Source organism: Pseudomonas putida, from assembly GCF_026625125.1.
GTDB classification, from domain to species: domain Bacteria; phylum Pseudomonadota; class Gammaproteobacteria; order Pseudomonadales; family Pseudomonadaceae; genus Aquipseudomonas; species Aquipseudomonas putida_X.
On record NZ_CP113097.1, the window covers coordinates 2,994,412 to 3,019,055 of the forward strand.

The following is a 24,644-nucleotide window of genomic DNA, read 5'->3' on the forward strand; positions in this document are numbered from 1 at the left end:
AAGCCGTCACGGGGAAATCGGGTCGCTGGCCGGGAAAGTTTCATCCAAGGCATTGTCAACCTTGCTTTCATTAGGCTGGGCCGCGTCACCGCACTTGCAATCACTCATGCGGCACGGTTCACCGTTACGGTGCCCGGACGCACAGGCCTCACAGCAGTAGGCCTTTTCGTTCTGCATGCGGGCATTCTCGTCCACCATGCACGAACAGTTCCCACAGGCACATCGTCGCTCATTCATGGTCAGTTCCTCGGCTCGTCATCAACCACTTCATCAGTCCAAGGTTCACCGTCCAGCGGCGCGGACCGTGCCAACTCGGCTTCATCCAGGCCAATGCCACCACCGATCTCCTGCGCATCGACTTCACGCAGGTTCTGGTCTGCCGGGCCTTCGTCATCACCAGGCTCGTAGGGGTCGCGCGCGCCAGTCTCATCCAGCAGTGTGCCAGGGCTCAGGTCGTCGTCGGTGACGTTGTCTTCATGCACGCTGTCGGTCAGTGTCTCACCGCCGGTCATGCCGCTTTCTGCGACGCGACGCGCCGGGAAGTCCTTCGCCACTTCCGCGGCTGGGCGCTCATCCCCTATGCGCCCCTCCGGGCGGTCACTGAAGTCCAGCTCGTGCACGCTGCCCATGCGGTCCTCGGTGTCATCGATTTCGCTGGGGGTGTAAGGCTGGCGATCATCGGGTCGGCTCATTTGGGCTCTCCATCAGGGGGTGTGTTCGGTCGACTGCGAGTGGGCCTGGAAAATTCAGAGTTTTTTGCCCGCCCGCGGGCGATCGATTTTTTGAACTCGCGCCCTGCCCGCTGCCTCCCAAATGAGAGACAGCCACCCCTGGGAGCCTTAGATGAAGGCCAAGCCCCTGCAGGAATATGAGCGCAAGCGCGACTTCAATGCCTCGCCCGAACCCAGTGGCAAGCGCGGCCGTGCAAAACGTCACCAGGCCCTGCAGTTCTGCATTCAGAAGCACGACGCCAGCCACCTGCACTACGACTTCCGGCTCGAACTGAACGGTACGCTGAAAAGCTGGGCCATCCCCAAAGGGCCCTCCCTGGACCCCAAGGTGCGGCGCCTGGCGGTGCATGTAGAGGATCACCCGCTCGATTACGCCGATTTCGAAGGCAATATCCCCCAGGGGCACTATGGCGCCGGCGATGTGATCGTCTGGGACCGTGGCATTTGGGAGCCAGAAGGCGACGCGGACCAAGCCTACAGCAAAGGCAAGCTGCGCTTTCGCTTGAAGGGTGAAAAGCTCGGTGGCGTGTGGAACCTGTTCCGCACCCGTCTTTCAGGCAAGAAAGAGCAGTGGATGCTGGTCAAGTCCGCCGATGCACAGGCACGCAGCGAGGCCGACTACAGCATTGTCGAAGCGCAGCCCGACAGCGTGATCAGCGATCGAACGCTCGTGCCGCGGCAAAGTCCCAGCGCCAAACCTGCCAAACCTGCCAAACCTGCCAAACCTGCCAAACCTGCCAAACCGCCCAAGCGCAAACCAAACGGCGCAGGCAAGAAAACAGCCTTGCCCGCGCAACTGCAACCGCAGCTTGCGACCCTGGTCGATTCGCCTCCCGCTGGCGACTGGCGCTATGAGGTCAAGTTCGACGGCTATCGTGTGCTCGCCCGTATCGAAGGCGAAGACGTGCGCCTGTTCACCCGTAACGGCCACGACTGGAGCCATAAAATGCCCCGGCAGGTGGCCGAGCTGCGTGCTTTGGGCCTGGACAGCGCTTGGCTGGACGGCGAGATGGTGGTCAACGGCGAGAACGGCGTGGCCGACTTCCAGGCATTGCAGAATGCCTTCGATACCGAGCGCGACGAGCAGATCGTCTACTACCTGTTCGACCTGCCCTTCCTGGGTGGCCAGGACCTGCGCGCATTGCCACTGGAAGACCGGCGCAACGCATTGAGTGACCTGCTTGAGCATGATCAGTCCGATGTTCTGCAATTTTCCGCCGACTTCGAGCAGCCGGTCGAGTCGCTGCTCGACAGCGCCTGCCGGCTGGAGCTCGAAGGGTTGATCGGCAAGCGCGCCGGCAGCCCCTACACAGGGCGGCGCAGCGCGGACTGGATCAAACTCAAGTGCAAGCAGCGCCAGGAGTTCGTCATCGTTGGGTTCACGGACCCGAAGGGGAGCCGCAGCGGCTTCGGTGCCCTGTTGCTCGCCCTTCATGACCCAGACAGCGGCGAGCTCCGTTATGCCGGAAAAGTCGGTACCGGCTTCAGCGCCACCACGCTCGAGAGTATCCATGCTCGTCTCAAGCCTTTGGAGATCCGCAAGCCAGCCCTGCCCCGGCCACCCACCGGGTCGGAAGCTCGGGGTGTCCACTGGCTCCAGCCAGAACTGATGGCCGAGGTCGCGTACGCGCAAATGACACGCGACGGCGTAGTACGCCATTCGGTTTTCCACGGGCTGCGCGACGACAAACCTGCCAGCGCCATCGACCTGGAGCGCGCCATGCCAGCCAAGACCCTGCCCAAAACCAGGCGTAGCAAAGCGCCAGAAGACCTGGGCGACCTGCGCCTGACGCATCCGGACCGGATCATCGACGCCAGCATTGGCGCAACCAAACGCCAGGTTGCCGAATACTACGCCGGCGTCAGCCAGTGGATTCTCCCGCAGCTCATGGACCGGCCGGTCGCGCTGGTACGGGCGCCAGAGGGCCTCAACGGCGAACTGTTCTTCCAGAAAAACGCCGACCAGCTGCATATCGCCAATGTGCTCAGTTACGACAAGGCCGAGGCCGGCCAGGCGGCGATGGTCATCAACCGCGCTGACACGCTACTGGGTGCCGTGCAGATGAACATGCTCGAGTTGCACACCTGGAATGCCACCGATAAGGACTTCGACAAGCCCGACCGCTTCGTGCTCGACCTCGATCCGGACCCGGCACTGCCCTGGAAGGCCATGATCGAAGCCACTCAGCTGGCCCTCACCCTGCTCGACGAACTGGGCCTTAAAGTCTTCCTCAAGACCAGCGGCGGCAAAGGCATGCACCTTGTAGTGCCGTTGACCCGCCGTGCGGGCTGGGACGAGGTGAAAGACTTCAGCCATGCCATCGTCAATTACCTGGCCAAGTTGTTCCCCGACCGGCTGAGCGCAGTGTCTGGCCCGAAGAACCGGGTCGGGCGGATCTTCATCGATTACCTGCGCAACGGTAAAGGCGCCACCACAGCCTGCGCCTACTCCCTGCGGGCCCGGGAAGGCTTGCCGGTGTCTGTGCCGATCTGGCGCGAGGAACTTACCCAGCTCAAAGGCGCCAACCAGTGGCATATCGGCAACCTGCACGAACGCTTGGCCGAGGTCGATGACCCTTGGGCGGACATGGGCAAGACCCGACAGTCGATCACAGCGCGCATGCGCAAACAGATGGGGATGACATGAGCATCACTCAGGATGTTGACCTGAACACCCTCGATAGCCTGCTGCGTACGTTCAGCGAGCGCGCGCAGCCTTTGAACCTGGACAACAAGCTGTCGCAACTGATGCAGGCGCTGAAGGCGGACCATCTCGACCAACTGCCGCTGCCGGGCCAAGGGCTTACCTTGCAGCGCTGGCAGACGTTGGCACGCATTGCCGGTTGCGACCTGGCGCTGGCCAAAGTGTACGAAGGCCATACCGACGCACTGGCGATCCTTGCCGAATGCGGCGCCGCGCACCTGGCGGGCAACGCAATATGGGGTGTGTGGGCCGCCGAGCCCCCTGATGCGCGGGCTCGGATCATCGAGCGTGATGGCGACCAGGTGCGCCTTGCCGGCAGCAAGGCCTGGTGCTCAGGTGCCTTGCAGATCGACCGCGCGCTGATCACGGCCTGGGCCGAGGATGACGACCAGCCGCAGTTGGTGGCGATCGAGCTGGCCCATCCCAGCCAGGGGGTGCAGGTCGAGCATTGGCAAGCGGTGGGCATGGCGACGACCGCCAGCATTGAAATCACCTTCGAGGCTGCGCCCGGGATCGCCGTCGGCAAGCCAGGGCAGTACCTGTCGCGCCCCGGTTTCTGGCACGGCGGTGCGGGGATCGCCGCCTGCTGGTACGGCGCCGCGCAGGCGCTGGCCGATTACTTGCGTGAGCGTTGCTGCAAACCGCACCCGGATCCCCACGCCCAGGCACACCTGGGGGCAGTGGATGCCGCGTTGTACGGTGCCCGTGCGGCACTGCGCGAATGCGCCACGTGGATAGACCGCCAGCCCAACGCCGACGCCAGCTTCGAGGTACGCCGTGTGCGTGCCCAGGTAGAGCAGGCTGTAGAGCAGGTGATCCATCATGTGGGGCGGGCGTTGGGCGCAACGCCGTTCTGCCGCAGTAGCCACTTTGCACGGCTGAGCGCCGACCTCCCGGTGTTTCTGCGCCAAAGCCATGCAGAACGTGACCTGGCCGCACTTGGCCAACAGCTGGCCCAGGTGCCGGCAGGAGCCTGGCAACTATGAGTGAGAACCTGATCAAGGCCAGTGAAGGCAGGCCGTGGGCCGAGTGGCAGCAGTCTGCACACCTGGCGCGGGCGAGCTGGATCACGCCGGAGCAATTACTACCCGCAGGCCGGCGCTTGGTACTGCTGGCGCCCCACCCCGATGATGAGATCCTCATGGCCGGTGGACTGTTGGCCGGGCTGCACGGCCGCGAACAGGACGTGCTGCTGATCTCCGTCACCGATGGTGAAGGAAGCCACCCAGAATCGGCGACCTGGACCGAGCATCGCCTGCGCCGTCAACGGCCACTTGAAAGCCGGCACGCCCTGCAGCAGCTGGACCTGGACCTCAACCGGCTGGACTGGCGGCGCCTGCACCTCAAGGATGGGGCGCTGTCACGCGACGAAGCGTTCCTGGTCAATCACCTCAACCAACTGCTCAAGCCCGATGATGTGCTGATGACTACCTGGCGCGGCGACGGCCACTGCGACCACGAAGCGCTTGGCCGGGCGGCAGCGCAGGCTGCCCTGGCGCGCCAGGTGCAACTGGTGGAGGTGCCTGTGTGGGCCTGGCATTGGGCACAGCCTGACGACCCGCGCCTACCCTGGCAACGGGCACATCGCATCGAGCTGGACGAAACACGGGTTGCGCGCAAGCGTCAGGCCTTGGCCGCGTACCACAGCCAGCTGGAGCCCGACCAAGGGCGGGCGCCGGTGCTGCCTGCCGACCTGCTCGATTGCATGCTGCAACCCTTCGAACTGGTATTCCTGTGAAGGAGTTGTCATGAGTATCGATGCGCAATATTTCGCCGACCTGTATTCCAGCAATGACGACCCCTGGGCATTTCGCACCCGGTGGTACGAACGCCGCAAGCGTGACCTGCTGATGGCCAGCCTGCCGCGCCAGTGCTACCAACGGGTCTTCGAACCCGCCTGTGCCAATGGCGAGCTGAGCGCAGCGCTGGCCGATCGCTGTGCCGAGCTGCTTTGCCAGGACCTTGACCCTACTGCAGTTTCCCTGGCCCGCCAGCGCCTGGCGGGGTTGCCCAATGCTTCAGTCGTCGCTGGCCGCTTGCCGGCGGACTGGCCGGGCGGCAGCTTCGACCTGATCGTGCTCAGCGAAGTGGGTTACTACCTGAACCCAACCGACTGGTTGCAGGTGATCGAGCAGTCGGTCGCAAGCCTGACCTATGACGGTGGCCTGCTGGCCTGTCACTGGCGCCATCCGATCGCAGGCTGCCCCCAGGATGGGCGTGAGGTGCACCAGCTGTTGGCCAAGCATGTACCGTTGTACCCGGTGTTTCGCCATGAAGAGGCGGACTTTTTGCTGGAATACTGGTCAGCGGAGCCCAGCGTGGTCGACCTGGACGAGACATGCTCATGATTGCCGTCATCATTCCTGCCCATAATGAAGCGCGACGGCTGGGGCGCTGCCTCAAGGCCATGGCAGCGGCGGTAGCCTTGGCCGAGCAGGCAGGGCATCAGGTTGAAGTGTTGGTGGTGCTGGACCGTTGCCGTGATGCCAGTGCGGCGGTGGCGGCGCGCTTCGGTGTACGCACGCTGGCGGTGGAAGCTGGCAGTGTCGGCATGGCCCGCCGGCTTGGCGCGGCCCTGATGCTGGAGCGCGGCGCCCAGTGGCTGGCCTGTACCGATGCCGATAGCCAAGTGCCCTCGCACTGGTTGCTGTGGCAACTGGCGTGCACTGCCGAGGTGGTCTGCGGCACGGTACATATCGAACACTGGCAGCCGTGGCAGCGTGCGGCGCTGCGCAAGCTGTACCGCAGCGGGTATCAGGCCTGTGAAGGCCACCGGCATATTCATGGGGCCAACCTGGGGGTCTGTGCCCGCGCCTATGAACGTGTGGGCGGCTTTCAACCGCTGGCGGCGCACGAGGACGTGCAGCTGGTCCGCGACCTGGAGGCTAGCGGCGCGCAGATCGTCTGGACCGCCAAGCACAGTGTTGCGACCAGCAGCCGGAGGGACAGCCGGGCGCGTGATGGGTTTGGGGATTTTCTGGCAGGGCTGCAGGTGCGTTTGGGCGGTTGATCAGCTGGACCATGCTCTTCGGAATTCTTCAGATAGAGCGCCGCGTGGATGGCGCTCTATCTGAATGATGCCGTGCTAACAAGGCAGGCAACCCGCCCAAGCGTTCATGAAGCTTTACGCGTACGCTTGGCAGGTTTCTTTTCGGCAGGTGCTTTTTTCGCAGCTTTGCCACCGAGGCTGCGCTTGAGCAGTTCGGTAAGGTCGATGATATCGGCGCTTTTTTCGGCTTCGCCCCCCTCGCCCTTGTCCACCACACTGATCTTGCCTTTGCTGGCCTTCTCTTCCACCAGGTCCATGATGGTCTGGCGAAACGCATCATGGTAGTCATCCGGGGCCCACGAACCGCTCATGTCCTCGACCAGGCGCTTGGCCATGGCCAGTTCGCGCTTGTCGAGCTTGGTGTCGGTCACGCTTTTGTCCAGCTCCAGCGTATCCAGCCCACGTACTTCTTCCGGCCAGCGCAAGGTGATCATCACCAACGCGTCATCCAGCGGCCGCAGCAATGCCAGGTGTTGGCGGGTGTGCAGTACGACCGTGGCCAGTGCCACCTTCCCAGTGCTCTGCAGCGTTTCACGCAGCAAGGCGTAGACTTTGCCGCCGCGGCGGTCCGGGCTCAGGTAGTACGGCGTATCGAACTGCTGCAGCGGTATTTCGCTGGCAGCCACGAACGAAAAGATATCGATCGTCTGGGTCGCTTCCGGCCTCGCCTTGCGGATCTCTTCTTCGCTGATCACGACATAGCGGCCTTTCTCGTACTCCACGCCCTTGACGATGTTGTCCTTGTCGATTTCCTTGCCGGTTACCTTATTGATCCGTTTGTAGCCGACCGGCTCCATGCTGCGCTTGTCCAGCCAGTCGAAGTCCACGCGCTCGGTGCGCACCGCCGTGTTCAGTGATACCGGGATATGCACCAGGCCGAAACTGATCGCACCTTTCCAGATTGCCCTGGCCATGACGTGCCTCCTAGGGTTGCAGGGGATGACCGGGCTGGCAGTAGCGCAGCGCGCCACAACGCTCGCAAAGCTGGCACTGCAGCCCGGGCACTTCGGGTTTGACCATGGCACGCCAATGGCAGCCACGCAGTAGGCAGACAAAGGTCATCAGCCACCTCCTCGGCCCGCAAATGTCGGGCACTTACCTGAAATGACTGCGCGGCGGGCGGAAGGTTTAGCCCAAGTGCCCTACGGGTTTGCTACCGACACTGGCTTGGCTGTCATGCCTGATCAGGTTTCGCTGCTGAACAGCACGCGCTTGAACGCCGCGGCGGCCAGATGCACCTGCACGGACCAGTCCTGGGCCGCATCGCTGCCGGCATCATCGGAAATGTATTTCAGGCACACGAACGGAATGCCTTCATTACGGGCGATCAACGCTAAAACGTAGGCTTCCATGTCGACGATGTCGTACGGGGCATCCCCGTGGCTGACCTCAAAGCTGTCGCCGCTGCCGCAAGTGCCCAGTGGCAGCCCCTCTATCGCGTGGCCATGTTCGAGCAGCACCGGAACTTCCGACAGCGGCGTCTGGTAGCGGGCGAAGCCCAGCGCAGTCACATCCATGTCGCGTTGCACGAAGCGCGTGCAGCACACCACCTCCCCCTTGCCGTACCGCTGGCTGCCTGCCGACCCAAGGTTGACGATCAGTTTGGGCCGCTGGCGCTCGATCGCCTTGGTCAGGGCGATGGCAGCATTGACTTTGCCGATGCCGGTGAACACGGTATGGACGTCAGCGAATACGCTGCCGGCTTCCGCCTCGAGGGCAAATACGAACAGGGTGTCGGCCAAGGTAATGGCGGGAAATTGCTGGGTCAGCATCATGGCGCAGGGCGTTCCGAATGGCTTGCTAAGGGCGCTGCCATTGTCGGTGAACGCTAACTGATTGCAAGCCCCGCAGTGGTGGCAAGGCGCACTAGCGCGTCACGCACTGCGGTTGACCGTCAGCGCCACGGCAGCGATGCGCTCGACATGCTCATAACCTGGCTGGAGCAATTGTTCGCCGAATACGTCCGGGTCGACCTCACGGTACACCCAGGCCCATTCAGGCCCCGCCAGGCGCAGGCGAATAGCCTCGAGCAGAGGATCACGGCCTTCGACAATCGCCACGCCGGTGTACAGCAGCAGTGACCCGCCAGGGCTCAGACGCTCGCACGCCTGCTCGATGATGCGCAGTGACAGATCGGCGCCCAGAGAACCGCCACCGTGGCGATACGTACGCTGGCCGTCATCGAGCATGTAGGGTGGGTTGGCCACGATCAGGTCGAAATGGCCACTGATGCCCGCAAGCAGGTCACTGTGGGCAATGGATACATTGCTCACCCCCGCCAGCGCCGCATTGATCGCGGTGTACCGCAGTGCCAGGGGGTTGATGTCCACAGCGCTGACCTGGGCATGCTGCGCCGCGCGCGCGATCAGCAAGGCACCGACGCCGCTGCCGCAGCCAATGTCCACCGCGTGTTCGACCCGTACCGGGCTGCGTTGTAGATGGTCATGGATGACCTGGGCGAAGCGATAGCTGTCAGGGCCGAAGAACACCGCATCAGCCGCCTCGGTCGGGTAGGCGGAATGCACCAGCAGCAGATCATCGAGGCTGGACCAACGTACCCGGCTGCGTAGCAGGTCACCGTCCTCGTACAGCACGTGCGCGGTGCTGAGTTGGTCCAGCTCGTCGGCACTGATCAATGAGGCTGGGAATGGGCGGCTCCAACCAAACACGTCACGCAGGTTGGCGGCCCGCTCGGCGCCGGCGCGGGCATTGTTGCAGGCATGGGTGGCAGGCGTTACGCAGGTGAACCGGTAACCGTCAGCGCGCAGGCGCCGGCCGAGTTGAAGCAGGGCTTCGTCGGCCCGGGTTTGTTGCGGGTCAAGCGTCATCAGTGCGGTCCCTCCTCGCCAAGGCCTGTGGCACGCAGGTACGCCCGAGTGGCGGCAAGCCCCTGAGGCAAGGCGTGCTGATTGCCTGCCATGCGCTCGATCAAGGTCTCGATATCAATCACTTCATGGCGTTGTTCGCCATTGGGCTGCTGGTGCAAGGCAGCTTCCCAACTGCCCGGCGGCACGCGGCGCACCGTGCTTTGCCAGTCGCCAGCGATCCAGTCATGCCACAACTGCTTTTCGTAGGCATTGAACACCCCGAACATCGGCGCACCTGGGCCATCGATCAGCGACCACCAGCGGCTGTCGGCTGGGTTCTGCCCGCGTTTGATCCAACCCTGCGCCACTAGCGCTTGCAAGAATCCCGGTAGCGCCGAGGGTTCACTAAGCCATTGGTTGACCGTGCGCTCCTGCAGTCGGCAACGGTCAGCGTGCATGAACTGCCCGAACACGCGCTTGCGCTCCAATGCAGCCAGCAATTGGGCTTCAAGGTCGAAGCTGCCGATCAGCGTCGGTGTGTCGGTGCCTAGATCATTGAGGCGGTAGCCGTGCCTGACTCGGCGGTAGAACACCTCGGCATCCTGTGCCGGGCACAGTTGCCGAACCGCCTTAATGGCCTTGCTGGAATGGCCACTGGCAGCATTGTCGATCGTGACGTGAAGCTGGAAATAATGGCCGTCGATGCCCAGCTCGGCCAGTTCGTGAGTGGTGATCAGCAAATGTAGAGGCGGCTGCTCATAACCCAGGTTGTACCCAATGATTTCGGGCAGAAACCATTCCACACAGCTGCCCAACGCCAGTTGCACGGCCCCTTGCAGGTAGCGCTCGTCCTCCAGAGGCAAACCCTCCAGGCAGCCGAGCCTGCCCAGCAACCGCTGGTAGATCAACACATGATTGCAATGCGGATCGCCGTCGCCCAGCTCCTCGAGGTAGGTGCGGATCAGGCCGTGGTAGCGCGGGTCTTGCCAGTGGCGCAGGGCCCCATGAAGCCAGGCGCCATCGACGACCTTGGTCGGTGCGACCTGTTGCAGGAACCACAGTGCCTGGGCGCGGTTGGCAAAATACCGCCGAGGCGCGCCTTCACGGCGCTGGGCCAGGTAGGCGGCGTGTTCGGCTGCAACCTGTGCGGCGTGACGCGCGCTCCATGCCTGCAACTGATCAGGCGTGTCCGGCAGGTCATCGGCCATGGCGTTCGCCTTCGCGAACTGCTCGGCGAGCCACTGGCGGGCAGTGGTGTAGTCACCGGACAATATCGCATGGTAGCGGCTGCTCAGCGGCTGTGCGGTTGGCGCCGGCGTCTTGTAGGGGTTGCTACGCGTCAGAACCGTCATGCCTCGCTCCTTTGTCGACTATTGGCTCTGGCCTTCGCGTGGCATCGGCTCAGGGCCAGGTGCAGGTTGTGGCGCAGGCTTGTCATCGGGCTGCTGCATTTGCAGCGAAGGTTTGCTGTGGTCGGCATCCTCCGCCGCGTGATCGGGGTCACGATCGAAACAACCGCCGAGCAGCGTCAGGCTGCTCAAGGCAATGATGATGGCTGTGGTGCGCATGGGACGTCCTCTTTCTAACTGAACGCGGTGCCGAAGCGTCCGACACCGCGCTCTCGTCACTTACGAGCGGCCGCCTTTCTGGCCCGACTCGCGGTCTTTGTGCATATCGGCATCCTTGCGGCCCGACTCACGGTCGTGGGCCATGCCGGAGCCTGAGGACTGCCCGCCCTTGCGGCCAGCTTCGGAGGCTTTTTGCCGATCGTTGGCGAAGTTGCCGGGGTTCTTGGTGCCACCCTGGCCGCCCTGGCTGCCGGTGCGGCTGTTGTCTTTGTTTGCCATGGTCTGAAACCTCATGTGACTTCTGGATGCACGGCGAGCGCCGTACATAGGTTCGGAGTTTGGCGATAGCGAGGGATTCGTTTTATTGCCGCGCGTTCGGACCGGTGGCGTTAAATAACCGGTGGCGGTGTATTTTGCGCGCCAGCCGGTTGTGTGCCGTGGGCATCCAATGTGCGCTGCCGCCGCCCCAGCCACCCACCGGTGAGGCCCCAGCCCAGGGCAATGGCTGCCCCAATCATCATGGCCAGTTGCGGATGGTCGCCCAGCACATCCAGTGCACGCTTGACCCACCCACTCAACGCATCGCCCCCGCGGTAAACCACGGTGTCGATGAAGTTCTTGGCCTTGTATTTGTCCTCGGCGGGCAACACGGTGAACAGCATCTCCCGCCCCGGCCGGACCAGGGCATATTCACCTGCGCGGCGAACCACCATCACCACCACGAACACCGCAAATACCGGTGCCAGGGCCAGCCAGACGTAGCCTGCCGCCATCACCAGCGGCACTGCCACCAGCAACACCCCTACCCCCAGGCGTTTGGCCAGCCGACCGGTGATGAACACTTGGGTGAGGATGGCCAGGGCTTGGACCACTGTGTCGATCAGGCCGAACACCTGCGTCTGGCGTGTACGGTCGGTGAAGGTTTCGCTGACGATGCGCGCCTGCTCGAAATACAAGAAAGTACTGACACTGGCCAACAGCACCACGAACAGGGCAATGCCCAAGAGGTACGGCGAACGCAGTACAGCCGTCGCACCGGCAAATGGGTTACCGCCCAGTGGCCGCGACGCGGGTTGTTGGTTCTGCACAGGCAGTGGTTGGCGATCGCGCCAGCGTTGCAGATAGACGGCGGCGGCGATGCTGCCCAGCAAGAACAAAGCGGCCAGCAACACCAGCCCGGCATGCCCCAGCGGGGCAACCAGCAGCGTACCCAGTACCGGCCCGCTCAGCCCACCAAGGCTGGCCCCCGCTGCCAGCAGCCCGAACAGGCGCTTGCTCTGCTCTGTGGAAAACAGATCGGTCAGCACGCTCCAGGCCAGTGAGATTGTCAGCAGGTTGAATACCGACAGCCAGATGTAAAAGGCCCGTGCGGTCCACAGGTCGTCTGGCTGGCGAGCAAACAACATGGCAAACAGCAACAGGTTGGCCGTGAAGAAGCCGTAGGTCCAAGGCAGGATGTGCCGTCTGCGTACCCTGGAGGCCAGCCAGCCGAACAGCGGGAGGCAGGTCAGCGTAGCGATGAAAGTGCCGGTGAACAGCCATTGCAGGTTGTCGACACCTCCCGCCACGCCCATGGTCTCGCGCACCGGCCGCAGCATGAAATAGCCGGTGAACAGCAAGTAGAACAGGGCCAGACCGCCGATCACGGCCGGGCCTTCGCCAGGCTGGATATTCAGCCCGTGGTCCAGGCGTTTGCGCCAGCCGGTCATGTTGTCAGGCAAACTGTTCGATCAGCGCTTTTTGCTGCGCGGGGGTGAACAACGGCTCATGGCCGGCCTTGAGCTGGTCGAGCTGGCGATCGGGGCGGCCGGTTGCCGGGATAACCGTGGTCACCGCGGGGTGGCTGAACGCGAACTTGAGGAAAATCTGTGCCCAGCTGCTCACGCCCGCTTCTGCAGCCCAGGCAGGCAGTGGCTGGCCCTTGACCTTGGCAAACAGGCGACCATCATCGAACGCCCGGTTGATAAGCACTGCCACGCCCTTGTCCTGGCACAGCGGCAACAGTTCCTCTGCTGCGTTGGGCGCATTGACCGAATAGTTGATCTGGATGAAATCCAGTGGTTCGGAACGCACGATGCTGGCGACTTCGTCATGGCCGCTGTTCAGATAATGCGTAATGCCTACGTAGCGGGTCTTGCCCTGCTGCTTGAGCTGGCGGGCATAGGGCAGTTGGGTCTTCCAGTCGCGCAGGTTGTGGATCTGCAGCAGGTCAACCTTGTCTGTCCGCAGGCTTTTGAGGGTGCCCGCCCATTGCGCTTCGGCGTCGGCCCGGCTGTCGGCGGCGATTTTGGTGGCGATGAAGCACTGCCGGTGCCAGCCGCCCTCCTCCAGCAACTGGCCAAGAATACGGTCTGCCCCGCCGTAGTTCGGCGACGTGTCGATGACTTTGCCGCCGCCTTCGAAAAACGCTTTCAGTACGGCCTTCAGTTGTTGGTAGTCGGCCGAGCCGGCCTCGACCTCGAAACTGCCAGAGGTCCCCGCGCCAATGACCGGCAAGGCCTCGCCGGTGGACGGCACCTTGCGGGTCAGCAGCCCGGAGCGGGACTCAGCGCGTAGCCAAGGGCTGGCAGCCAGCAGCCCCAAAGTCGCGCCGGCGCGTAGGACATCGCGACGTGCATACATGGCAAAGCTCCCGTCATAAGTCGGAAACTTCCAAGACTAGCCGCTCTACCTCGGCCTGGCAGATGATTCTGTTTCTGAATATTTGCTCAAGCCTTCAGCAGCAGGCTCAGGTCCAGGTGTGCGTCGGTGATCGGCGGGCACCAGTAATACCCCCCCGTCAGCGGGCGGCTGAAGCGGTACAGGCCGTCGATGATGCCATCTTCCAGCCCGCTCATGCGCCGCAGCTGCACTTCGAACGCATCGAAGCTTCGGCCCAGCGCGACAAAGGCCAGGCCCGCGCCACGGTGGTCGGCCCAGGAAACCGAGCGCCGCACCATGAAGGCTTCGGGTGCGAAGCTTTCCTGTGCCGTGCGCTTGACGTGTGCCGACTCCGGCGCATCGTCCAGCTCCTCGTTATCGCTCAGCCGCCGGCCGATGATGTTGTCCTGGTCCGCCTGGGGCAGCGACTTGAAGTACTCCAGATCATGCTTCCACAACTGGAAAACCGCAAAACTGGAGTCTGCCAGGCCCGGCTGCTCGCCCGCGACGATGGCCGCGTCGACTGCGTCCTGGTCAACCGGGTTTTCGGTACCGTCCGCATAACCGGTCAGGTCGTGGCCGCCACGGTGCAGGAAGCCGTCGATGCTGTCGGCCAGGCGCAGAGCCGGTGCCAAGGCCTGCTCCAGCGCGTGGGCCTGCAGCAGCAGGTCACCCCGTTCTTCGCCGCGCAGCCACAGCCACAAGGCGTGCTGGGTGCTTGGGTTCTCCACCGCTGCATCCAGTTGGGGGAACGCGCGCAGCCCAGGCACTTCTCGGCCCAAGGCCTTCGCCAAGGGGGCGCCTACGCCCATGATCAGGCGTTCGCCATCCACATGCGGCAGCAGCGCATCCAGTGCTGCAGGCAACCCCTCGGGGGCTTGCAGGGTGAAGAACAAGTGGCGGGCCTGGGTAGGCACCGGGGTGGCAAGCAGCCCTTGCTGGAACGGCATGACAGGCAAATCCTTGGTAAAAGCGCGAATGCTACTGCGCGCAGCGGCCGGTCGCAACGAGGCATGCAGTCCCGCTGCCATCAGCCAACCGGGTGCTTCAGTAACAAAAGGTTACCAAGTGCTGGCCCATTGCAATTAGCTATCGATCAGGCCCGGCCTAGACTGGCTTGATCCCTTGCCCGAGTAGCCATCATGACCGCTTCGCCCTTGCTTACCGCCTTCCTGCCTTTGGCCTTGGGCATCATCATGCTAGGCCTTGGTTTGTCGCTGACAGTGGCCGACTTCGCGCGCGTGGTGAAATACCCTAAACCCGTGGTCATCGGCCTGGCCTGCCAGATTCTTCTGCTGCCGCTGGCCTGTTTCCTGATTGCCAACGGTTTCGGGCTGGAAGCGGCCCTGGCCGTGGGCCTGATGCTGCTCGCCGCCTCCCCCGGAGGCACCACCGCCAATCTGTTCAGCCACCTGGCTCATGGTGACGTGGCCCTGAACATTACCCTTACGGCGGTCAACTCGCTGATCGCCATCCTGACCATGCCGCTGCTGGTCAACCTGTCACTGATGTGGTTCATGGCGTCGGACCAGGCCATCCCGCTGCAATTTGCCAAGGTCATGCAGGTATTTGCCATCGTTCTGCTGCCAGTCGCCTTGGGCATGATGATCCGCCGCTGGGCGCCAGGCTTTGCCGCTCGCATGGAAAAGCCCATGAAACTGGTGGCGGCGCTGTTCCTGGTCTTCACCATTGCGCTGGCCCTGGCCAAGGATTGGCAGACCGTGGTTGCCTACGCCCCCGTGGTCGGCCTGGCGGCACTGCTGTTCAACGTGATCAGCCTCGCCGTGGGCTACTGGGTGCCGCGCCTGTTGAGCATTCCCAAGCGCCAGGCCATAGCCATCGGCATGGAGATCGGTATCCATAACGGCACTCTGGCGATCGCCGTCGCCTTGAGCCCATCGCTGCTCAACAACGCCACCATGGCGGTGCCGGCGGCGCTCTATAGCTTGATCATGTTCTTCACGGCGGCGGGGTTTGGCTGGTGGGTGAGCCGTGGGCACCACACGGGGGAGGCCCAAGGCAAGGGCGAAACGGTGAACTGACGCCTCAGTTGCGCCGGCGTCGGGCCTGTAACTGGCGTTTGAGCACCTTGAGGGGAGGTGCGTAGAAAAAGCCGAACGACACACTGCCTGTACGCCCCTTTACCGCATGGTGCAGGCGATGGGCACGATCCAGGCGCTTGAGGTAGCGGTTGATCGGTCGCGGCTTGCGAGGCCAGTGCCGGTGGAAGAAGCCGTCGTGGGCCAGCACGTACAGTATTCCGTAACCCGCCACGCCGCCGCCCACCCACTGCAAGGGCGCATGGCCGGCCTTGCCCAGGGCCATCAAGACTGCTGCGATGATGCCCAGGGCCAGCAGATAAAAGTCGTTGGTCTCCAGCATGCCCAGATGGGGCTCATGGTGCGAACGGTGCAGCCACCAGCCCCAGCCATGCATGATGTACTTGTGGGCCAGCGTGCCGACACCTTCCATGGCCACCAGCGTGCCGATCAGCACAACGAAATTGAGCAGCATGTAACGGTCCGGGGGATGCCAAAGAATGGCGCAAGGGTAACGAGTCACGACGGTTTTTTCCATGCGGCCGTGGCTTGCTGTAGGGCATTTCCTAATGAAGCCATTGTCATGTTATCGCCCTTGACCCCTACACACACCGCGGCGTATGTTCGCCCCGCAATTTCGCATCCCTGAACAGGAGTCCTGCTTTGGACAGTAGCCCCAGTCGCTTGCGACAGGCCCACACGGCGAGCTAGTCCGGCAGTTTCCTGCCACTGTCTCGCTACTGGCCAGACGGTGGTTTTCTCAGCCTATATGGCTTGAGCCCTCCTCCTTCCTCCTCTCGTGGTCCTGCGCATTCCTGGTTTTTCAACCACGCCATTTGCGATGGCGTTAGAGCGGGCATGTGCCCGCGCAAGAGGTTCGCTATGGATTGGAAAGTATTTTTGCTGCGTGTCAGCATCGCCCTGCTGCTCGGCGCCCTGATCGGTGCCGAGCGCCAACTGCGCCAGCGCCTGACCGGGCTGCGCACCAATGCGCTGGTCAGCACGGGTGCCTGCCTTTTCGTGCTGATGACCCAGGCGGTGCCGGGCATGGCCCCTACCGATGCGTCTCGGGTTGCCGCCTATGTGGTCTCGGGCATTGGCTTTCTGGGGGGCGGTGTGATCATGCGCGACGGTTTCACGGTGCGCGGGCTGAACACGGCCGCCACCCTGTGGTGCACGGCAGCTGTCGGCGTGCTGTGCAGCCTCGGCCTGCTGCTGGAGGCGGCCCTGGGTAGCCTGGTGGTGCTGTGTGCCAACATACTGCTGCGCGACATCGCCCAACGACTGGACGGCCAAGGCGTGGTGCCGGCCAGCGAGGTCGAACACCGTTTCGAGGTGCGAGTGGTATGCCGTGCCGAAGATGAAATTCAGGTACGCAGCCTGATGCTGCAAAGCCTGAGCGACCCGCAACTGCGCCTGCAGTCGCTGCACAGCGAAGACTTGCCCACCCCCGCACGGCTGGAGGTGCGGGCAGAGTTGCTCGGTAACCCACAAGCACCGGCGCAGCTGGAGCGCCTGGTCAGCCGGGTAAGCCTGGAGAAAGGTGTCAGTTCGGTATGCTGGCAGCTACAGGCCTAATGACCGGCACTCATCGCCATGCGGCCAGCAACGACATAGCCATCGCGCCCTTGGCGTTTGGCCTGATACAACGCCCCGTCAGCCGCAGACATCAGGCTTTCGGGGCTGCTTGCGTCCACTGCCGGGTGCCCCACAGCGATGCCGGCACTGGCAGAGACGCGGCCTAGCGGGCTGCCGGCATGCTCGATCATCAAGCGGCGCAACAGTTGCAGGATTTCATCGACGACCTGTTCGGCGCCCTGTACATCGGTGTCAGGGAGCAAAAGCGTGAACTCTTCCCCGCCATAGCGCACCGCCAAGTCCGCCGGGCGCTTCAACACCTGCTGCAGCAAGTCGGCAAAGCGGCGCAAGCATTGATCGCCCGCAGGGTGGCCATAGCGGTCGTTGTACAGTTTGAAAAAATCCAGATCGACCATCACCAGCGCCACAGCCTGCCCCAGCCGCCGCGCCCGGCGGATTTCCGCATCAAGCACCGCGTCCAGCCTGCGGCGGTTGCCCAGGCCCGTCAGGCTGTCGGTCAGGGCCAGCGACCTGAGGGTCTGGTGGGCCTGGTACAGCGCCCTTTCGATAGCGATTCGCTCACGCAACTGGCGCAATACCACCCAGCCGAAGCCACTCAACCCCACCAGCAACAGCAGCAGGATCACGGCTGACTTGATGACGTCTTGCCGCCAGGGCGCAATGATCGACTCGCGCGACAAACCCGCCTCTACCACCAACGGGTAGCGCGCCAAGGCGCGATAGGCGTACAGACGGGGCGTACCGTCAACGACCGCCACCGCTTCTACCAGCCCTTCGCTCGCATGAGGCAGGTGGTGGCGAAAGACTTCGCTGTTTGCCAGGCTGCGGCCGACGACGTCCTCCACAAACGGCCGGCGTACCAGGATCGTCCCGTCCCGCATGGCCAGCACCAGAGCGCCCCGCTTGTCGATCTTGAAATCACCGTAGTAGCGCACGAACCAGTCCACCTTGATCGTGCCCAGCAGCACCCCGGCAAAGCTGCCATCGCGATTCTCCAGCCTGCGCGAGATTGGAATGATCAGGTCACCGGTGGAACGGCTACGTACCACCGAGCCTATATGCACGGCACGGTCGGTGTGGGTCTGGTGGTAAGCGAAGTAGTCACGGTCGGCATTGTTGGCCTTTGCCGGGATGGAAGCCTGGTCAGTGACGATCCACGTGCCATCCGGGCCGTACACGAACAAACCGTGCAGTTGCGGCATGATGGTTTTCTGTTGTGCCAACAGCGCGTGCAAGCGTGGGCGATCGAGATGATCGAAGCCATCCCCTTCAAGGCGCTCTGCCAGCACAGCGGTAATCGCGTCCACTTGGCGAATGGCGTCCTCGGCGTGCTGCGCCGTGGCCCTGGCCAGGTTGCTGACCGTGTTTTCGGCATTGACGAAGGCTTGCTTGTAATCGCGCCAGATCCGCCACCCTTCGATCGATACGAAGGTCAACATCACAACCGCCATGAACGACAGAACCAAGCGAAACAGCGCCACCGCACGCACCTCGCTGGGTACGCTCAAGAGCCCGTCTTCGTCCTGTGTTCCGCCCGCCCTCATGGAAGTCCTTGCCTTGACGCGTTCGCCGTCTGTCACTATAGATCACTGCCGTTTGCGCGCACCCAACTCGATCCATGCCGGTGCATGGTCGCTGGGCTTGGGCTCGTTGCGCACCCACGCATCTACGCCGCCGGCCTTGAGGTGCGAGGCGATATCCGGGCTGAGCAACAGGTGATCGATACGCAAGCCAGCGTTGCGCGCCCAGTGGTTACGGAAGTAGTCCCAGAAGGTGTAGATGCGCTCATCGGGGTACAGATGACGAATGGCATCGGTCCAGCCCTGCTCAAGCAACGCCTGGTAGCAATTGCGCGCCTCGGGTTGGAGCAAGGCATCCTTGAGCCAGGATTTGGGGTTGTAGATATCGAAGTCGGTCGGCACCACGTTGAAATCACCGGCCAGAACAGTCGGGTGGCCACTCCCAAGCAAGTCCCGCGCATGCTCGACCAGGCATTGGAACCAGCGCAGTTTGTAATCGAACTTCGGCCCCGGTTGCGGGTTGCCATTTGGCAGGTACAGGCAACCTATCAGCACACCCTGTACCGCTGCTTCCAGGTAGCGGCTCTGGTCGTCATCCTCCATGCCTGGCAGGCCGCGCCGGACTTCCAGCGGCTGGCTGTCGCGCGCCAGGATTGCCACCCCGTTCCACGAAGGCTGCCCCCTATACAGGCAGCCATAACCTGCAGCTTCCAGGGCCTCGCGGGGAAACTTCGCGTCAGCTGCCTTGAGCTCCTGAAGGCAGGCGATATCGGGCTTTTCCCGCTCCAACCAAGCCAGCAGCGCCGGTAGCCGGCTGCCGATGCCGTTGATATTGAAGGTGGCGATGCGCAAGGGCTTCATGTGCCAGGGTCATCCACGTGGCTCTGCACCGCCGCCTGCAGCGCACCCACATGGGCCTCGTCTGCCAGGGCCTTGAGGGCCAACCAGTCATCCCAGTCGATGGCGCCGTCATCACGCAGCGCTTCGGCGGTGCGCAGTAATTCGTGATGGTAGGCATCCGGGGATTCGCGACGGTAACTGTCATCATCGTATTGCGCGTACCAAGCCTCAAGTTCGGGAATGCTGCGCTCTATGCTCATGCCCTGCTCCTTCGCGGCAACCTTTGAATGTGTGAGCGCTAGCACTGCGTATCGTTCAACCGTGGCGCCGCGGTGCTGGCTCGCCCAGACAAAAACCTGAAAAAAATTTAAACCTATGCCCACTTCCCCGGCTCAACCGTACGCGACACTGAGGTCGCGCCACCGATAGCAAGGAGTGAAACATGGGCAATCTGTTCATCAAGCGCGCAGGTTTGTCGCTGGTGCTGGGCATGGCGTCGCTGCAGGCACTGGCGGCTTCCTCCGATGACTTCGTCGATGCCGCTACCGAAGCTGGAATCGCCGAGGTGGTCACCGGCAATCTGGCTTTGGAAAAGAGCCAGAACCCTGACATCAAGACCTTCGCCCAGCATGTGGTCACCGATCACACCAAGGCCAACCAGAAGCTCGGCGACATCGCTCGCAAGCTGGACATCAGCGTGCCCGATGAGGCGGCGCTGACCGACAAGGTGAAGAAAATGATCCTTGAATGGCGCGAGGAGTCGTTCGACAAGTCCTACGTCAACAACCAAGTCGATGCCCACGAAAAAACCGTGGAGCTGTTCAAGAAAGAAGCCGCTTCGTCTGACAAACCAGAGCTGAAGGCTTTCGCCAGCGAAACGCTGCCAACGCTCGAGAAACACCTGGAAGAGGCCAAGGCTCTTCAGGCCAAACATGGCAAGTGATCGGAGGACACACATGAGTAACGATACATTGCGCAGCGAAATCCTGACGCGCCTGCTGCACGCCCACCCACAGGGCTTGGGCAAGGAAGTGCTGGATAATTACCGTGGTGAAAATGCCGTTGCCGATGCGCTCAAGACGCTGCAGGAGCATGGGCTGATTCACGATGGCAGCGTAACGGTCGACAGCAATCAGCAGTTCAGCGTCAGCTATCCGATCAAGCTCTCGGCAGCGGGTGTCGAGGCTGCGAAGCGGGTGGAAGGCTAAGTCACCCTTCCAGCCTTTCAATGGTGCGTAGCGGGGGCTGGCTTTCCGCCCCCCCGCAACGTACCCGTCACGGCCTGGCACCCTCGCGCAGCGCCTTCAGCGCCTCGTCGCGCCTGAGCAGTTCAGCTTCCAGGAACTGCAACTGCCTGCCCTGCTCCGCACATTGCCCACGTTTTTCTTCCAGGGTTTGGCCCTGTGCCTGCAATTGCCTGCGCATCTCGTCACTGGCGCCCTGCGCTTGCGCCAGGATCGTGCGCAAGCCCTGAATCTGTGTATCACGCTGCTCCAGCAGTTCATCCAGCGCCTTGCGCTCGCTACTGGCCTGGCGATGCTCGCCAAGCAGGCGCTCGTTGTCCCGGTGCAGGCGGGTCAGTTCATCCTGCTTGACGATCATGCCTTGTTGAAGCTGGCGCAGTTCGAGCTGCAACTGTTGCACCTGTGCCTCGTGGCGGCGCTGGTCCTGGTCACGCTGTTCGCGGCTGGCGCTGCGGTAATGCTCCAAGGCATCCCTGGCATGCTGATGCTTTTCTTCCAGCGAGCGCACCTGTTCATCCTTGTCGGCTATACGCAGCTGCAGTTCACCTAGCGCCTGGTTCAGGCTGGCACCCCGCAGCTGCTCGGCTTGCAGCGTGCTCTGGGTGGCGCTGAGCCGCTCCGACTCGGCGGCCAGCGCCGCCGCCTGGATCTGCTGTTGCTGATGCGCTGCGGCCAAGGCCTCCTGCGCCAGTTGTAGCTGCGCTTGCAACTGCTCCTTTTGCTCGTTGTGGGCCGCTTCGATCTGCTCGATCCGCCCATCGGCCTCATCCTGCAGCTGTTCGGCCAACTGCGCCACCAGCTTGGCCAGCGTATCGCTCAGCGCTGGCGCGCCTTGAAGCGCCGCAGGTTTCTGGCCTTCCAGCTCTTTGAGATATCGGTGAATGGTGGTCTTCGAACCCGTGTTACCCAGTTCGATACGTACAGCATCGATGCTGGGGTACTCGCCCCGGGCAATCAGCACTTGCCTTGCTTGCTGCACTACCGCCTTGTTGATACCACCCCGGGCCATGTTTGCTCCTACGATTTCGTGTCATGGTACGTACCATGTATTTACGTACGGATTCTGGCGGTTTTGATGCCTCAGCTCAAGCCATTTCTAAGGTGCAATAATCACGGCTTATCGCATGAGATGGCGGTATGAGCGGGATTCGAAGCGCCTGGCGTAGCACAAGCAGTACGAAAGGCCCTGAAAAGAGTTCTGGCCCATGCCTTGAAGTTGAATCGTGCTTGCGTCCACCATGGACAAAATGGCTACCCGCCCAATCAAGCACCTACCCCGGCTCAAGATGAACATCGAAAACTACAAGGCAATCGCCGATAGCATTGCGCTGCTGCTCTTTCCCCACGCCGAAGTGATCGTCCACGAGGTACAGAGTCAGACGGTCGTCCACATCGCCAACAACTTTTCCAGGCGCAAGGTTGGCGATGACTCGGCACTGGACCTGGAGTTGGGCGACTTCCGCAACGCGGCCAAGCTCGGCCCTTACGAGAAGCTCAACTGGGATGGTCAAAAGATCCGTTCCATTACCACCGTGCTGTACAACCAGGACGGTGAAGCCCAGTACCTGCTCTGCATCAACCTGAACTTCTCTGTGCTGGAACAGGCACGTGAAGCGCTTGATGCATTTTTCCAGGTCAGCCGCCTGGTACCGCAGCCCGATGCGCTGTTCAAGGATGACTGGCAGGAACGGATCAATACCTTCCTGCACGCTTGGCTCAAGGCGCGCAATTTGTCCCTGCGTACGCTGAAGATGAAAGACAAGCGCACGTTGGTTGAGGCCCTGCATGCCGAAGGGGCATTCGAGGGGCGCAGCGGGGCGGACTATGTGGCCAATGTGCTGAGCATGGGCCGGGCGACCGTTTACAAGTACCTCAAGGAACTGAGGGGCCAGGCCGCTGAATGAATGACTAGCGCTTGTCCGCAATGGATATTGTGTCTATTGTGGACACTCAGTCCATATACGAGCGGTAGCCACAATGCCTGTCGATGCCCCCAACCTGTCTTCCCTGTATCAAGCGATCGCAGATGCACACCAGGCACTTCGCCCTGAGGTGAGTGTCACCCCGCTCAACTTCAGCGCCGGGCTTTCGGCGATGACCGAATGCAGCGTGTATCTGAAATGCGAGCACCTGCAACACACAGGCTCGTTCAAATTCCGCGGTGCCAGTAACAAGCTTCGCCTGCTGCCCGCCGAGCAGCGCGCACTGGGCGTCATCACGGCCTCCTCTGGCAACCATGGGCAAGCGCTCGCGCTTGCCGGCAAGGTGATGGGGGTGCCGGTCACCGTCTATACCACCACTTCGGCGTCTGCTTACAAGCTGGGTGCAATTCGCGCGCTCGGTGCCGAGGTGGTCAGCCTGGATCTGGACCCTTTGGGCGTGGAGCTTGAAGCGGGGCGTCAAGCAGCCCTGCAGGGCAAGCCGTTTGTCTCGCCCTACAACGACCTTGAAGTGATCGCCGGCCAAGGCACCATCGCGATGGAGCTCTTTGAACAGGCACCGGACCTGGACGCCGTGTTCGTCGCAGTCGGCGGCGGCGGGATGATTTCGGGTATCGGCGCAGCACTGCGAGCGCTCAACCCAGGCATCGACATCATTGGCTGCTGGCCAGCGAATGCCCCTACCCTGCAGCGCTCGCTGGAAGCCGGGGAAATCATCGACATGCAAGAGCAGCAGACGATCTCCGACGGTACGGCCGGCGGGGTCGAGCCAGGCTGCGTGACTTTCCCGCTCTGCCAGGCGCTGCTGTCGCGTACCGTGCTTGTGAGTGAAGAAGAGATAAAGGCGGCGATGCGAGATGTGGCCGCGCATGAGCGCTGGATCATCGAGGGTGCTGCCGGTGTCGCGGTGGCAGGCATGCAGAAGCTGGCCAAGGCATACCGCGGCAAGCGCGTCGCGGTCGTCATTTGCGGCCGCAACATCGTGCTGGATAAATTCCTCGAGGCCGTTCGATGAACATTTTCAGCAAGCAACAGATCACCTCCCGGCTCGATGTGGAGCAGGCAGTGCAATGGCTGGAGCACGGTTTCATCGCCTTCTCCCAAGGCAAGGCCCAGGTGCCACCGGTACAGGCATTCACTTTTGCGCAGGCCAATGGCGACTGCTGCATCAAGGCTGCCTATATCGAGGGCAGCGACACGTTCACGGTCAAACTGTCGACTGGCTTTTACGACAATCCGTCAAAGGGCCTGCCAAGCAATGATGGCTTGATGCTGGTGGCCTCGGCCAGCACCGGGCAGCCTCTTGCCTTGTTGCAGGATGAGGGCTGGCTGACCTGCATCCGCACCGCGCTGGCCGGGCGCATCGTCGCCCGCCTGTTGGCACCAGCAAATGTGAGAGCGATCGGTATTCTGGGCACCGGCACCCAGGCGCGCATGCAGTTGCAGCAACTGGGTGCAGTTACGTCCTGCCGCAGCGTAGTGGTGTGGGGGCGCAGTGATGGGGAACTGGCAGCCTACAAAACCTTTGCTGAAGCTCTGGGCTATGAAGTGCGGGTAACCCGTGACGCTGCAGAGGTTGCACACGCCGCCAACCTGATCGTCTGCACGACACCTTCCCGCGAACCACTGCTGCAGCGTGAATGGGTGCAACCTGGCACCCATATCACCGCCGTTGGCGCCGATGCGCCGGGCAAGCAGGAGCTCGATCCTGCGCTGGTGGCATGTGCCGACCGTATCATCGTCGACTCCCTCTACCAGTGCAGCCAGTACGGCGAAGTCTCCCATGCGCTGAAGGCCGGCCTGATCGGCGAACAGCAACTGGCCGAGCTTGGTGCCCTACTCGAGGGCCGCGCCACCGGCCGTGAGCATGACGCCCAGATCACGCTGGCCGACCTGACCGGGGTGGCCGTGCAGGACGCCCAGATCGCAAGCTGCGTGTTGGCATCGCTCACCGCCGGTTGAC

Annotated in this window: 29 protein-coding genes; 12 read left to right on the forward strand and 17 right to left on the reverse strand. The window is 62.6% G+C overall.

Annotated elements, in window-relative coordinates:
• Positions 1-6: 6 nt before the first annotated feature.
• On the reverse strand, positions 7-237 hold the full coding sequence (locus tag OSW16_RS13800; protein WP_267815953.1) for a metallothionein: 231 nt from the start codon (positions 235-237) through the stop codon (positions 7-9).
• Between the two features lie 2 nt (positions 238-239).
• Positions 240-692 (reverse strand): phosphotransferase system, HPr-related protein, encoded by a 453-nt coding sequence (locus tag OSW16_RS13805; protein WP_267815955.1) that lies wholly within the window; start codon positions 690-692, stop codon positions 240-242.
• Between the two features lie 151 nt (positions 693-843).
• Here OSW16_RS13805 and ligD point away from each other — a divergent pair, with 151 nt between their 5' ends.
• From ligD to OSW16_RS13830, 5 genes are read left to right on the forward strand one after another with little or no spacing between them, the layout of a single operon-like run.
• Entirely contained in the window at positions 844-3,378 is a 2,535-nt protein-coding gene (ligD, locus tag OSW16_RS13810; protein ID WP_267815957.1) for a DNA ligase D, read from the forward strand.
• On the forward strand, positions 3,375-4,421 hold the full coding sequence (locus OSW16_RS13815; protein WP_267815959.1) for an acyl-CoA dehydrogenase family protein: 1,047 nt from the start codon (positions 3,375-3,377) through the stop codon (positions 4,419-4,421). The genes ligD and OSW16_RS13815 overlap by 4 nt, the downstream gene beginning before the upstream one ends.
• Positions 4,418-5,173, forward strand: coding sequence for a PIG-L deacetylase family protein (locus tag OSW16_RS13820; protein ID WP_267815961.1), 756 nt, complete (start codon positions 4,418-4,420; stop codon positions 5,171-5,173). The genes OSW16_RS13815 and OSW16_RS13820 overlap by 4 nt, the downstream gene beginning before the upstream one ends.
• A gap of 10 nt (positions 5,174-5,183) precedes the next feature.
• Positions 5,184-5,783, forward strand: a complete 600-nt coding sequence (locus tag OSW16_RS13825; protein ID WP_267815963.1) for a class I SAM-dependent methyltransferase — start codon at positions 5,184-5,186, stop codon at positions 5,781-5,783.
• Positions 5,780-6,445 (forward strand): glycosyltransferase, encoded by a 666-nt coding sequence (locus OSW16_RS13830; protein ID WP_267823959.1) that lies wholly within the window; start codon positions 5,780-5,782, stop codon positions 6,443-6,445. The genes OSW16_RS13825 and OSW16_RS13830 overlap by 4 nt, the downstream gene beginning before the upstream one ends.
• Positions 6,446-6,549: 104 nt before the next feature.
• Here OSW16_RS13830 and OSW16_RS13835 read toward each other — a convergent pair whose 3' ends face one another.
• The 10 genes from OSW16_RS13835 to OSW16_RS13880 all read right to left on the reverse strand — a co-directional run bounded on the left by OSW16_RS13835 (position 6,550) and on the right by OSW16_RS13880 (position 14,449).
• Positions 6,550-7,398, reverse strand: a complete 849-nt coding sequence (locus OSW16_RS13835) for a Ku protein (protein WP_267815965.1) — start codon at positions 7,396-7,398, stop codon at positions 6,550-6,552.
• 10 nt (positions 7,399-7,408) lie between these two features.
• Positions 7,409-7,546: a PSPA7_2676 family Cys-rich small protein gene (locus tag OSW16_RS13840; protein ID WP_241803428.1), complete on the reverse strand. Its 138-nt coding sequence runs from the start codon at positions 7,544-7,546 to the stop codon at positions 7,409-7,411.
• Between the two features lie 122 nt (positions 7,547-7,668).
• Positions 7,669-8,259, reverse strand: coding sequence for a 5'-methylthioadenosine/S-adenosylhomocysteine nucleosidase (locus tag OSW16_RS13845; RefSeq protein WP_267815968.1), 591 nt, complete (start codon positions 8,257-8,259; stop codon positions 7,669-7,671).
• Between the two features lie 99 nt (positions 8,260-8,358).
• The gene (locus OSW16_RS13850) at positions 8,359-9,312 is read right to left on the reverse strand and encodes a class I SAM-dependent methyltransferase (RefSeq protein WP_267815970.1); all 954 of its coding nucleotides are present in this window, start codon (positions 9,310-9,312) and stop codon (positions 8,359-8,361) included.
• Positions 9,312-10,643: an iron-containing redox enzyme family protein gene (locus OSW16_RS13855; RefSeq protein ID WP_267815972.1), complete on the reverse strand. Its 1,332-nt coding sequence runs from the start codon at positions 10,641-10,643 to the stop codon at positions 9,312-9,314. The genes OSW16_RS13850 and OSW16_RS13855 overlap by 1 nt, the downstream gene beginning before the upstream one ends.
• Before the next feature lie 18 nt (positions 10,644-10,661).
• Positions 10,662-10,859, reverse strand: coding sequence for a hypothetical protein (locus OSW16_RS13860; protein WP_241803432.1), 198 nt, complete (start codon positions 10,857-10,859; stop codon positions 10,662-10,664).
• Between the two features lie 60 nt (positions 10,860-10,919).
• The gene (locus OSW16_RS13865; RefSeq protein ID WP_241803433.1) at positions 10,920-11,138 is read right to left on the reverse strand and encodes a general stress protein; all 219 of its coding nucleotides are present in this window, start codon (positions 11,136-11,138) and stop codon (positions 10,920-10,922) included.
• Between the two features lie 110 nt (positions 11,139-11,248).
• The gene (locus OSW16_RS13870; protein WP_267823962.1) at positions 11,249-12,568 is read right to left on the reverse strand and encodes an NTP/NDP exchange transporter; all 1,320 of its coding nucleotides are present in this window, start codon (positions 12,566-12,568) and stop codon (positions 11,249-11,251) included.
• Between the two features lie 4 nt (positions 12,569-12,572).
• Positions 12,573-13,481, reverse strand: coding sequence for an aldo/keto reductase (locus tag OSW16_RS13875; RefSeq protein ID WP_267815975.1), 909 nt, complete (start codon positions 13,479-13,481; stop codon positions 12,573-12,575).
• A gap of 86 nt (positions 13,482-13,567) precedes the next feature.
• A complete protein-coding gene (locus OSW16_RS13880; RefSeq protein WP_267815977.1) occupies positions 13,568-14,449 on the reverse strand; it encodes a Dyp-type peroxidase in 882 nt (293 codons plus the stop codon).
• Positions 14,450-14,641: 192 nt separating this feature from the next.
• Here OSW16_RS13880 and OSW16_RS13885 point away from each other — a divergent pair, with 192 nt between their 5' ends.
• Positions 14,642-15,541: a bile acid:sodium symporter family protein gene (locus OSW16_RS13885; protein WP_267815979.1), complete on the forward strand. Its 900-nt coding sequence runs from the start codon at positions 14,642-14,644 to the stop codon at positions 15,539-15,541.
• A gap of 4 nt (positions 15,542-15,545) precedes the next feature.
• Here the strand turns inward: OSW16_RS13885 and OSW16_RS13890 are convergent, their stop codons facing one another.
• Positions 15,546-16,013, reverse strand: coding sequence for a sterol desaturase family protein (locus tag OSW16_RS13890; protein ID WP_267823964.1), 468 nt, complete (start codon positions 16,011-16,013; stop codon positions 15,546-15,548).
• A gap of 407 nt (positions 16,014-16,420) precedes the next feature.
• On the opposite strand from OSW16_RS13890, the gene OSW16_RS13895 reads away from it, so the two are divergent.
• Positions 16,421-17,116, forward strand: a complete 696-nt coding sequence (locus OSW16_RS13895) for an MgtC/SapB family protein (RefSeq protein WP_267815981.1) — start codon at positions 16,421-16,423, stop codon at positions 17,114-17,116.
• Here the strand turns inward: OSW16_RS13895 and OSW16_RS13900 are convergent.
• Genes OSW16_RS13900 through OSW16_RS13910 form a run of 3 tightly spaced genes read right to left on the reverse strand, consistent with a single transcriptional unit; the run spans position 17,113 to position 19,757 of the window.
• Entirely contained in the window at positions 17,113-18,681 is a 1,569-nt protein-coding gene (locus OSW16_RS13900) for a sensor domain-containing diguanylate cyclase (protein ID WP_267815983.1), read from the reverse strand. The genes OSW16_RS13895 and OSW16_RS13900 overlap by 4 nt on opposite strands.
• Before the next feature lie 42 nt (positions 18,682-18,723).
• On the reverse strand, positions 18,724-19,518 hold the full coding sequence (gene xth / locus OSW16_RS13905) for an exodeoxyribonuclease III (protein WP_267815985.1): 795 nt from the start codon (positions 19,516-19,518) through the stop codon (positions 18,724-18,726).
• Complete coding sequence (locus OSW16_RS13910) at positions 19,515-19,757, reverse strand: hypothetical protein (RefSeq protein WP_241803442.1); 243 nt, start codon at positions 19,755-19,757, stop codon at positions 19,515-19,517. The genes xth and OSW16_RS13910 overlap by 4 nt, the downstream gene beginning before the upstream one ends.
• A 182-nt stretch (positions 19,758-19,939) precedes the next feature.
• Between OSW16_RS13910 and OSW16_RS13915 the strand changes: the two genes are divergently transcribed.
• Together OSW16_RS13915 and OSW16_RS13920 are read left to right on the forward strand one after the other, a co-directional pair.
• A complete protein-coding gene (locus OSW16_RS13915; protein ID WP_241803443.1) occupies positions 19,940-20,440 on the forward strand; it encodes a DUF4142 domain-containing protein in 501 nt (166 codons plus the stop codon).
• A 13-nt stretch (positions 20,441-20,453) separates the two neighbouring features.
• A complete protein-coding gene (locus OSW16_RS13920; RefSeq protein WP_241803444.1) occupies positions 20,454-20,705 on the forward strand; it encodes a hypothetical protein in 252 nt (83 codons plus the stop codon).
• A gap of 67 nt (positions 20,706-20,772) precedes the next feature.
• Here OSW16_RS13920 and OSW16_RS13925 read toward each other — a convergent pair whose 3' ends face one another.
• Positions 20,773-21,750 (reverse strand): DNA-binding protein, encoded by a 978-nt coding sequence (locus OSW16_RS13925; RefSeq protein WP_267815988.1) that lies wholly within the window; start codon positions 21,748-21,750, stop codon positions 20,773-20,775.
• 277 nt (positions 21,751-22,027) lie between these two features.
• On the opposite strand from OSW16_RS13925, the gene OSW16_RS13930 reads away from it, so the two are divergent.
• From OSW16_RS13930 to OSW16_RS13940, 3 genes are all read left to right on the forward strand, one after another.
• Positions 22,028-22,645, forward strand: a complete 618-nt coding sequence (locus OSW16_RS13930) for a helix-turn-helix transcriptional regulator (RefSeq protein WP_267823966.1) — start codon at positions 22,028-22,030, stop codon at positions 22,643-22,645.
• Positions 22,646-22,718: 73 nt separating this feature from the next.
• The gene (locus tag OSW16_RS13935) at positions 22,719-23,696 is read left to right on the forward strand and encodes a threonine/serine dehydratase (RefSeq protein WP_267815990.1); all 978 of its coding nucleotides are present in this window, start codon (positions 22,719-22,721) and stop codon (positions 23,694-23,696) included.
• Positions 23,693-24,643 (forward strand): ornithine cyclodeaminase family protein, encoded by a 951-nt coding sequence (locus OSW16_RS13940; protein ID WP_267815992.1) that lies wholly within the window; start codon positions 23,693-23,695, stop codon positions 24,641-24,643. The genes OSW16_RS13935 and OSW16_RS13940 overlap by 4 nt, the downstream gene beginning before the upstream one ends.
• Position 24,644 lies beyond the last annotated feature (1 nt).

Coding starts and splice junctions, on each gene's coding strand:
- OSW16_RS13835 (WP_267815965.1), bottom strand. CDS start 7,398: ATGGCCAGGGCAATCTGGAAAGGTGCGATCAGTTTCGGCCTGGTGCAT.
- OSW16_RS13885 (WP_267815979.1), top strand. CDS start 14,642: ATGACCGCTTCGCCCTTGCTTACCGCCTTCCTGCCTTTGGCCTTGGGC.
- OSW16_RS13865 (WP_241803433.1), bottom strand. CDS start 11,138: ATGGCAAACAAAGACAACAGCCGCACCGGCAGCCAGGGCGGCCAGGGT.
- OSW16_RS13940 (WP_267815992.1), top strand. CDS start 23,693: ATGAACATTTTCAGCAAGCAACAGATCACCTCCCGGCTCGATGTGGAG.
- OSW16_RS13800 (WP_267815953.1), bottom strand. CDS start 237: ATGAATGAGCGACGATGTGCCTGTGGGAACTGTTCGTGCATGGTGGAC.
- OSW16_RS13840 (WP_241803428.1), bottom strand. CDS start 7,546: ATGACCTTTGTCTGCCTACTGCGTGGCTGCCATTGGCGTGCCATGGTC.
- OSW16_RS13855 (WP_267815972.1), bottom strand. CDS start 10,643: ATGACGGTTCTGACGCGTAGCAACCCCTACAAGACGCCGGCGCCAACC.
- OSW16_RS13815 (WP_267815959.1), top strand. CDS start 3,375: ATGAGCATCACTCAGGATGTTGACCTGAACACCCTCGATAGCCTGCTG.
- OSW16_RS13805 (WP_267815955.1), bottom strand. CDS start 692: ATGAGCCGACCCGATGATCGCCAGCCTTACACCCCCAGCGAAATCGAT.
- OSW16_RS13860 (WP_241803432.1), bottom strand. CDS start 10,859: ATGCGCACCACAGCCATCATCATTGCCTTGAGCAGCCTGACGCTGCTC.
- OSW16_RS13910 (WP_241803442.1), bottom strand. CDS start 19,757: ATGAGCATAGAGCGCAGCATTCCCGAACTTGAGGCTTGGTACGCGCAA.
- OSW16_RS13890 (WP_267823964.1), bottom strand. CDS start 16,013: ATGCTGCTCAATTTCGTTGTGCTGATCGGCACGCTGGTGGCCATGGAA.
- OSW16_RS13820 (WP_267815961.1), top strand. CDS start 4,418: ATGAGTGAGAACCTGATCAAGGCCAGTGAAGGCAGGCCGTGGGCCGAG.
- xth (WP_267815985.1), bottom strand. CDS start 19,518: ATGAAGCCCTTGCGCATCGCCACCTTCAATATCAACGGCATCGGCAGC.
- OSW16_RS13850 (WP_267815970.1), bottom strand. CDS start 9,312: ATGACGCTTGACCCGCAACAAACCCGGGCCGACGAAGCCCTGCTTCAA.
- OSW16_RS13825 (WP_267815963.1), top strand. CDS start 5,184: ATGAGTATCGATGCGCAATATTTCGCCGACCTGTATTCCAGCAATGAC.
- OSW16_RS13875 (WP_267815975.1), bottom strand. CDS start 13,481: ATGTATGCACGTCGCGATGTCCTACGCGCCGGCGCGACTTTGGGGCTG.
- OSW16_RS13935 (WP_267815990.1), top strand. CDS start 22,719: ATGCCTGTCGATGCCCCCAACCTGTCTTCCCTGTATCAAGCGATCGCA.
- OSW16_RS13870 (WP_267823962.1), bottom strand. CDS start 12,568: ATGACCGGCTGGCGCAAACGCCTGGACCACGGGCTGAATATCCAGCCT.
- OSW16_RS13845 (WP_267815968.1), bottom strand. CDS start 8,259: ATGATGCTGACCCAGCAATTTCCCGCCATTACCTTGGCCGACACCCTG.
- OSW16_RS13895 (WP_267815981.1), top strand. CDS start 16,421: ATGGATTGGAAAGTATTTTTGCTGCGTGTCAGCATCGCCCTGCTGCTC.
- ligD (WP_267815957.1), top strand. CDS start 844: ATGAAGGCCAAGCCCCTGCAGGAATATGAGCGCAAGCGCGACTTCAAT.
- OSW16_RS13830 (WP_267823959.1), top strand. CDS start 5,780: ATGATTGCCGTCATCATTCCTGCCCATAATGAAGCGCGACGGCTGGGG.
- OSW16_RS13930 (WP_267823966.1), top strand. CDS start 22,028: ATGAACATCGAAAACTACAAGGCAATCGCCGATAGCATTGCGCTGCTG.
- OSW16_RS13880 (WP_267815977.1), bottom strand. CDS start 14,449: ATGCCGTTCCAGCAAGGGCTGCTTGCCACCCCGGTGCCTACCCAGGCC.
- OSW16_RS13900 (WP_267815983.1), bottom strand. CDS start 18,681: ATGAGGGCGGGCGGAACACAGGACGAAGACGGGCTCTTGAGCGTACCC.
- OSW16_RS13925 (WP_267815988.1), bottom strand. CDS start 21,750: ATGGCCCGGGGTGGTATCAACAAGGCGGTAGTGCAGCAAGCAAGGCAA.
- OSW16_RS13915 (WP_241803443.1), top strand. CDS start 19,940: ATGGGCAATCTGTTCATCAAGCGCGCAGGTTTGTCGCTGGTGCTGGGC.
- OSW16_RS13920 (WP_241803444.1), top strand. CDS start 20,454: ATGAGTAACGATACATTGCGCAGCGAAATCCTGACGCGCCTGCTGCAC.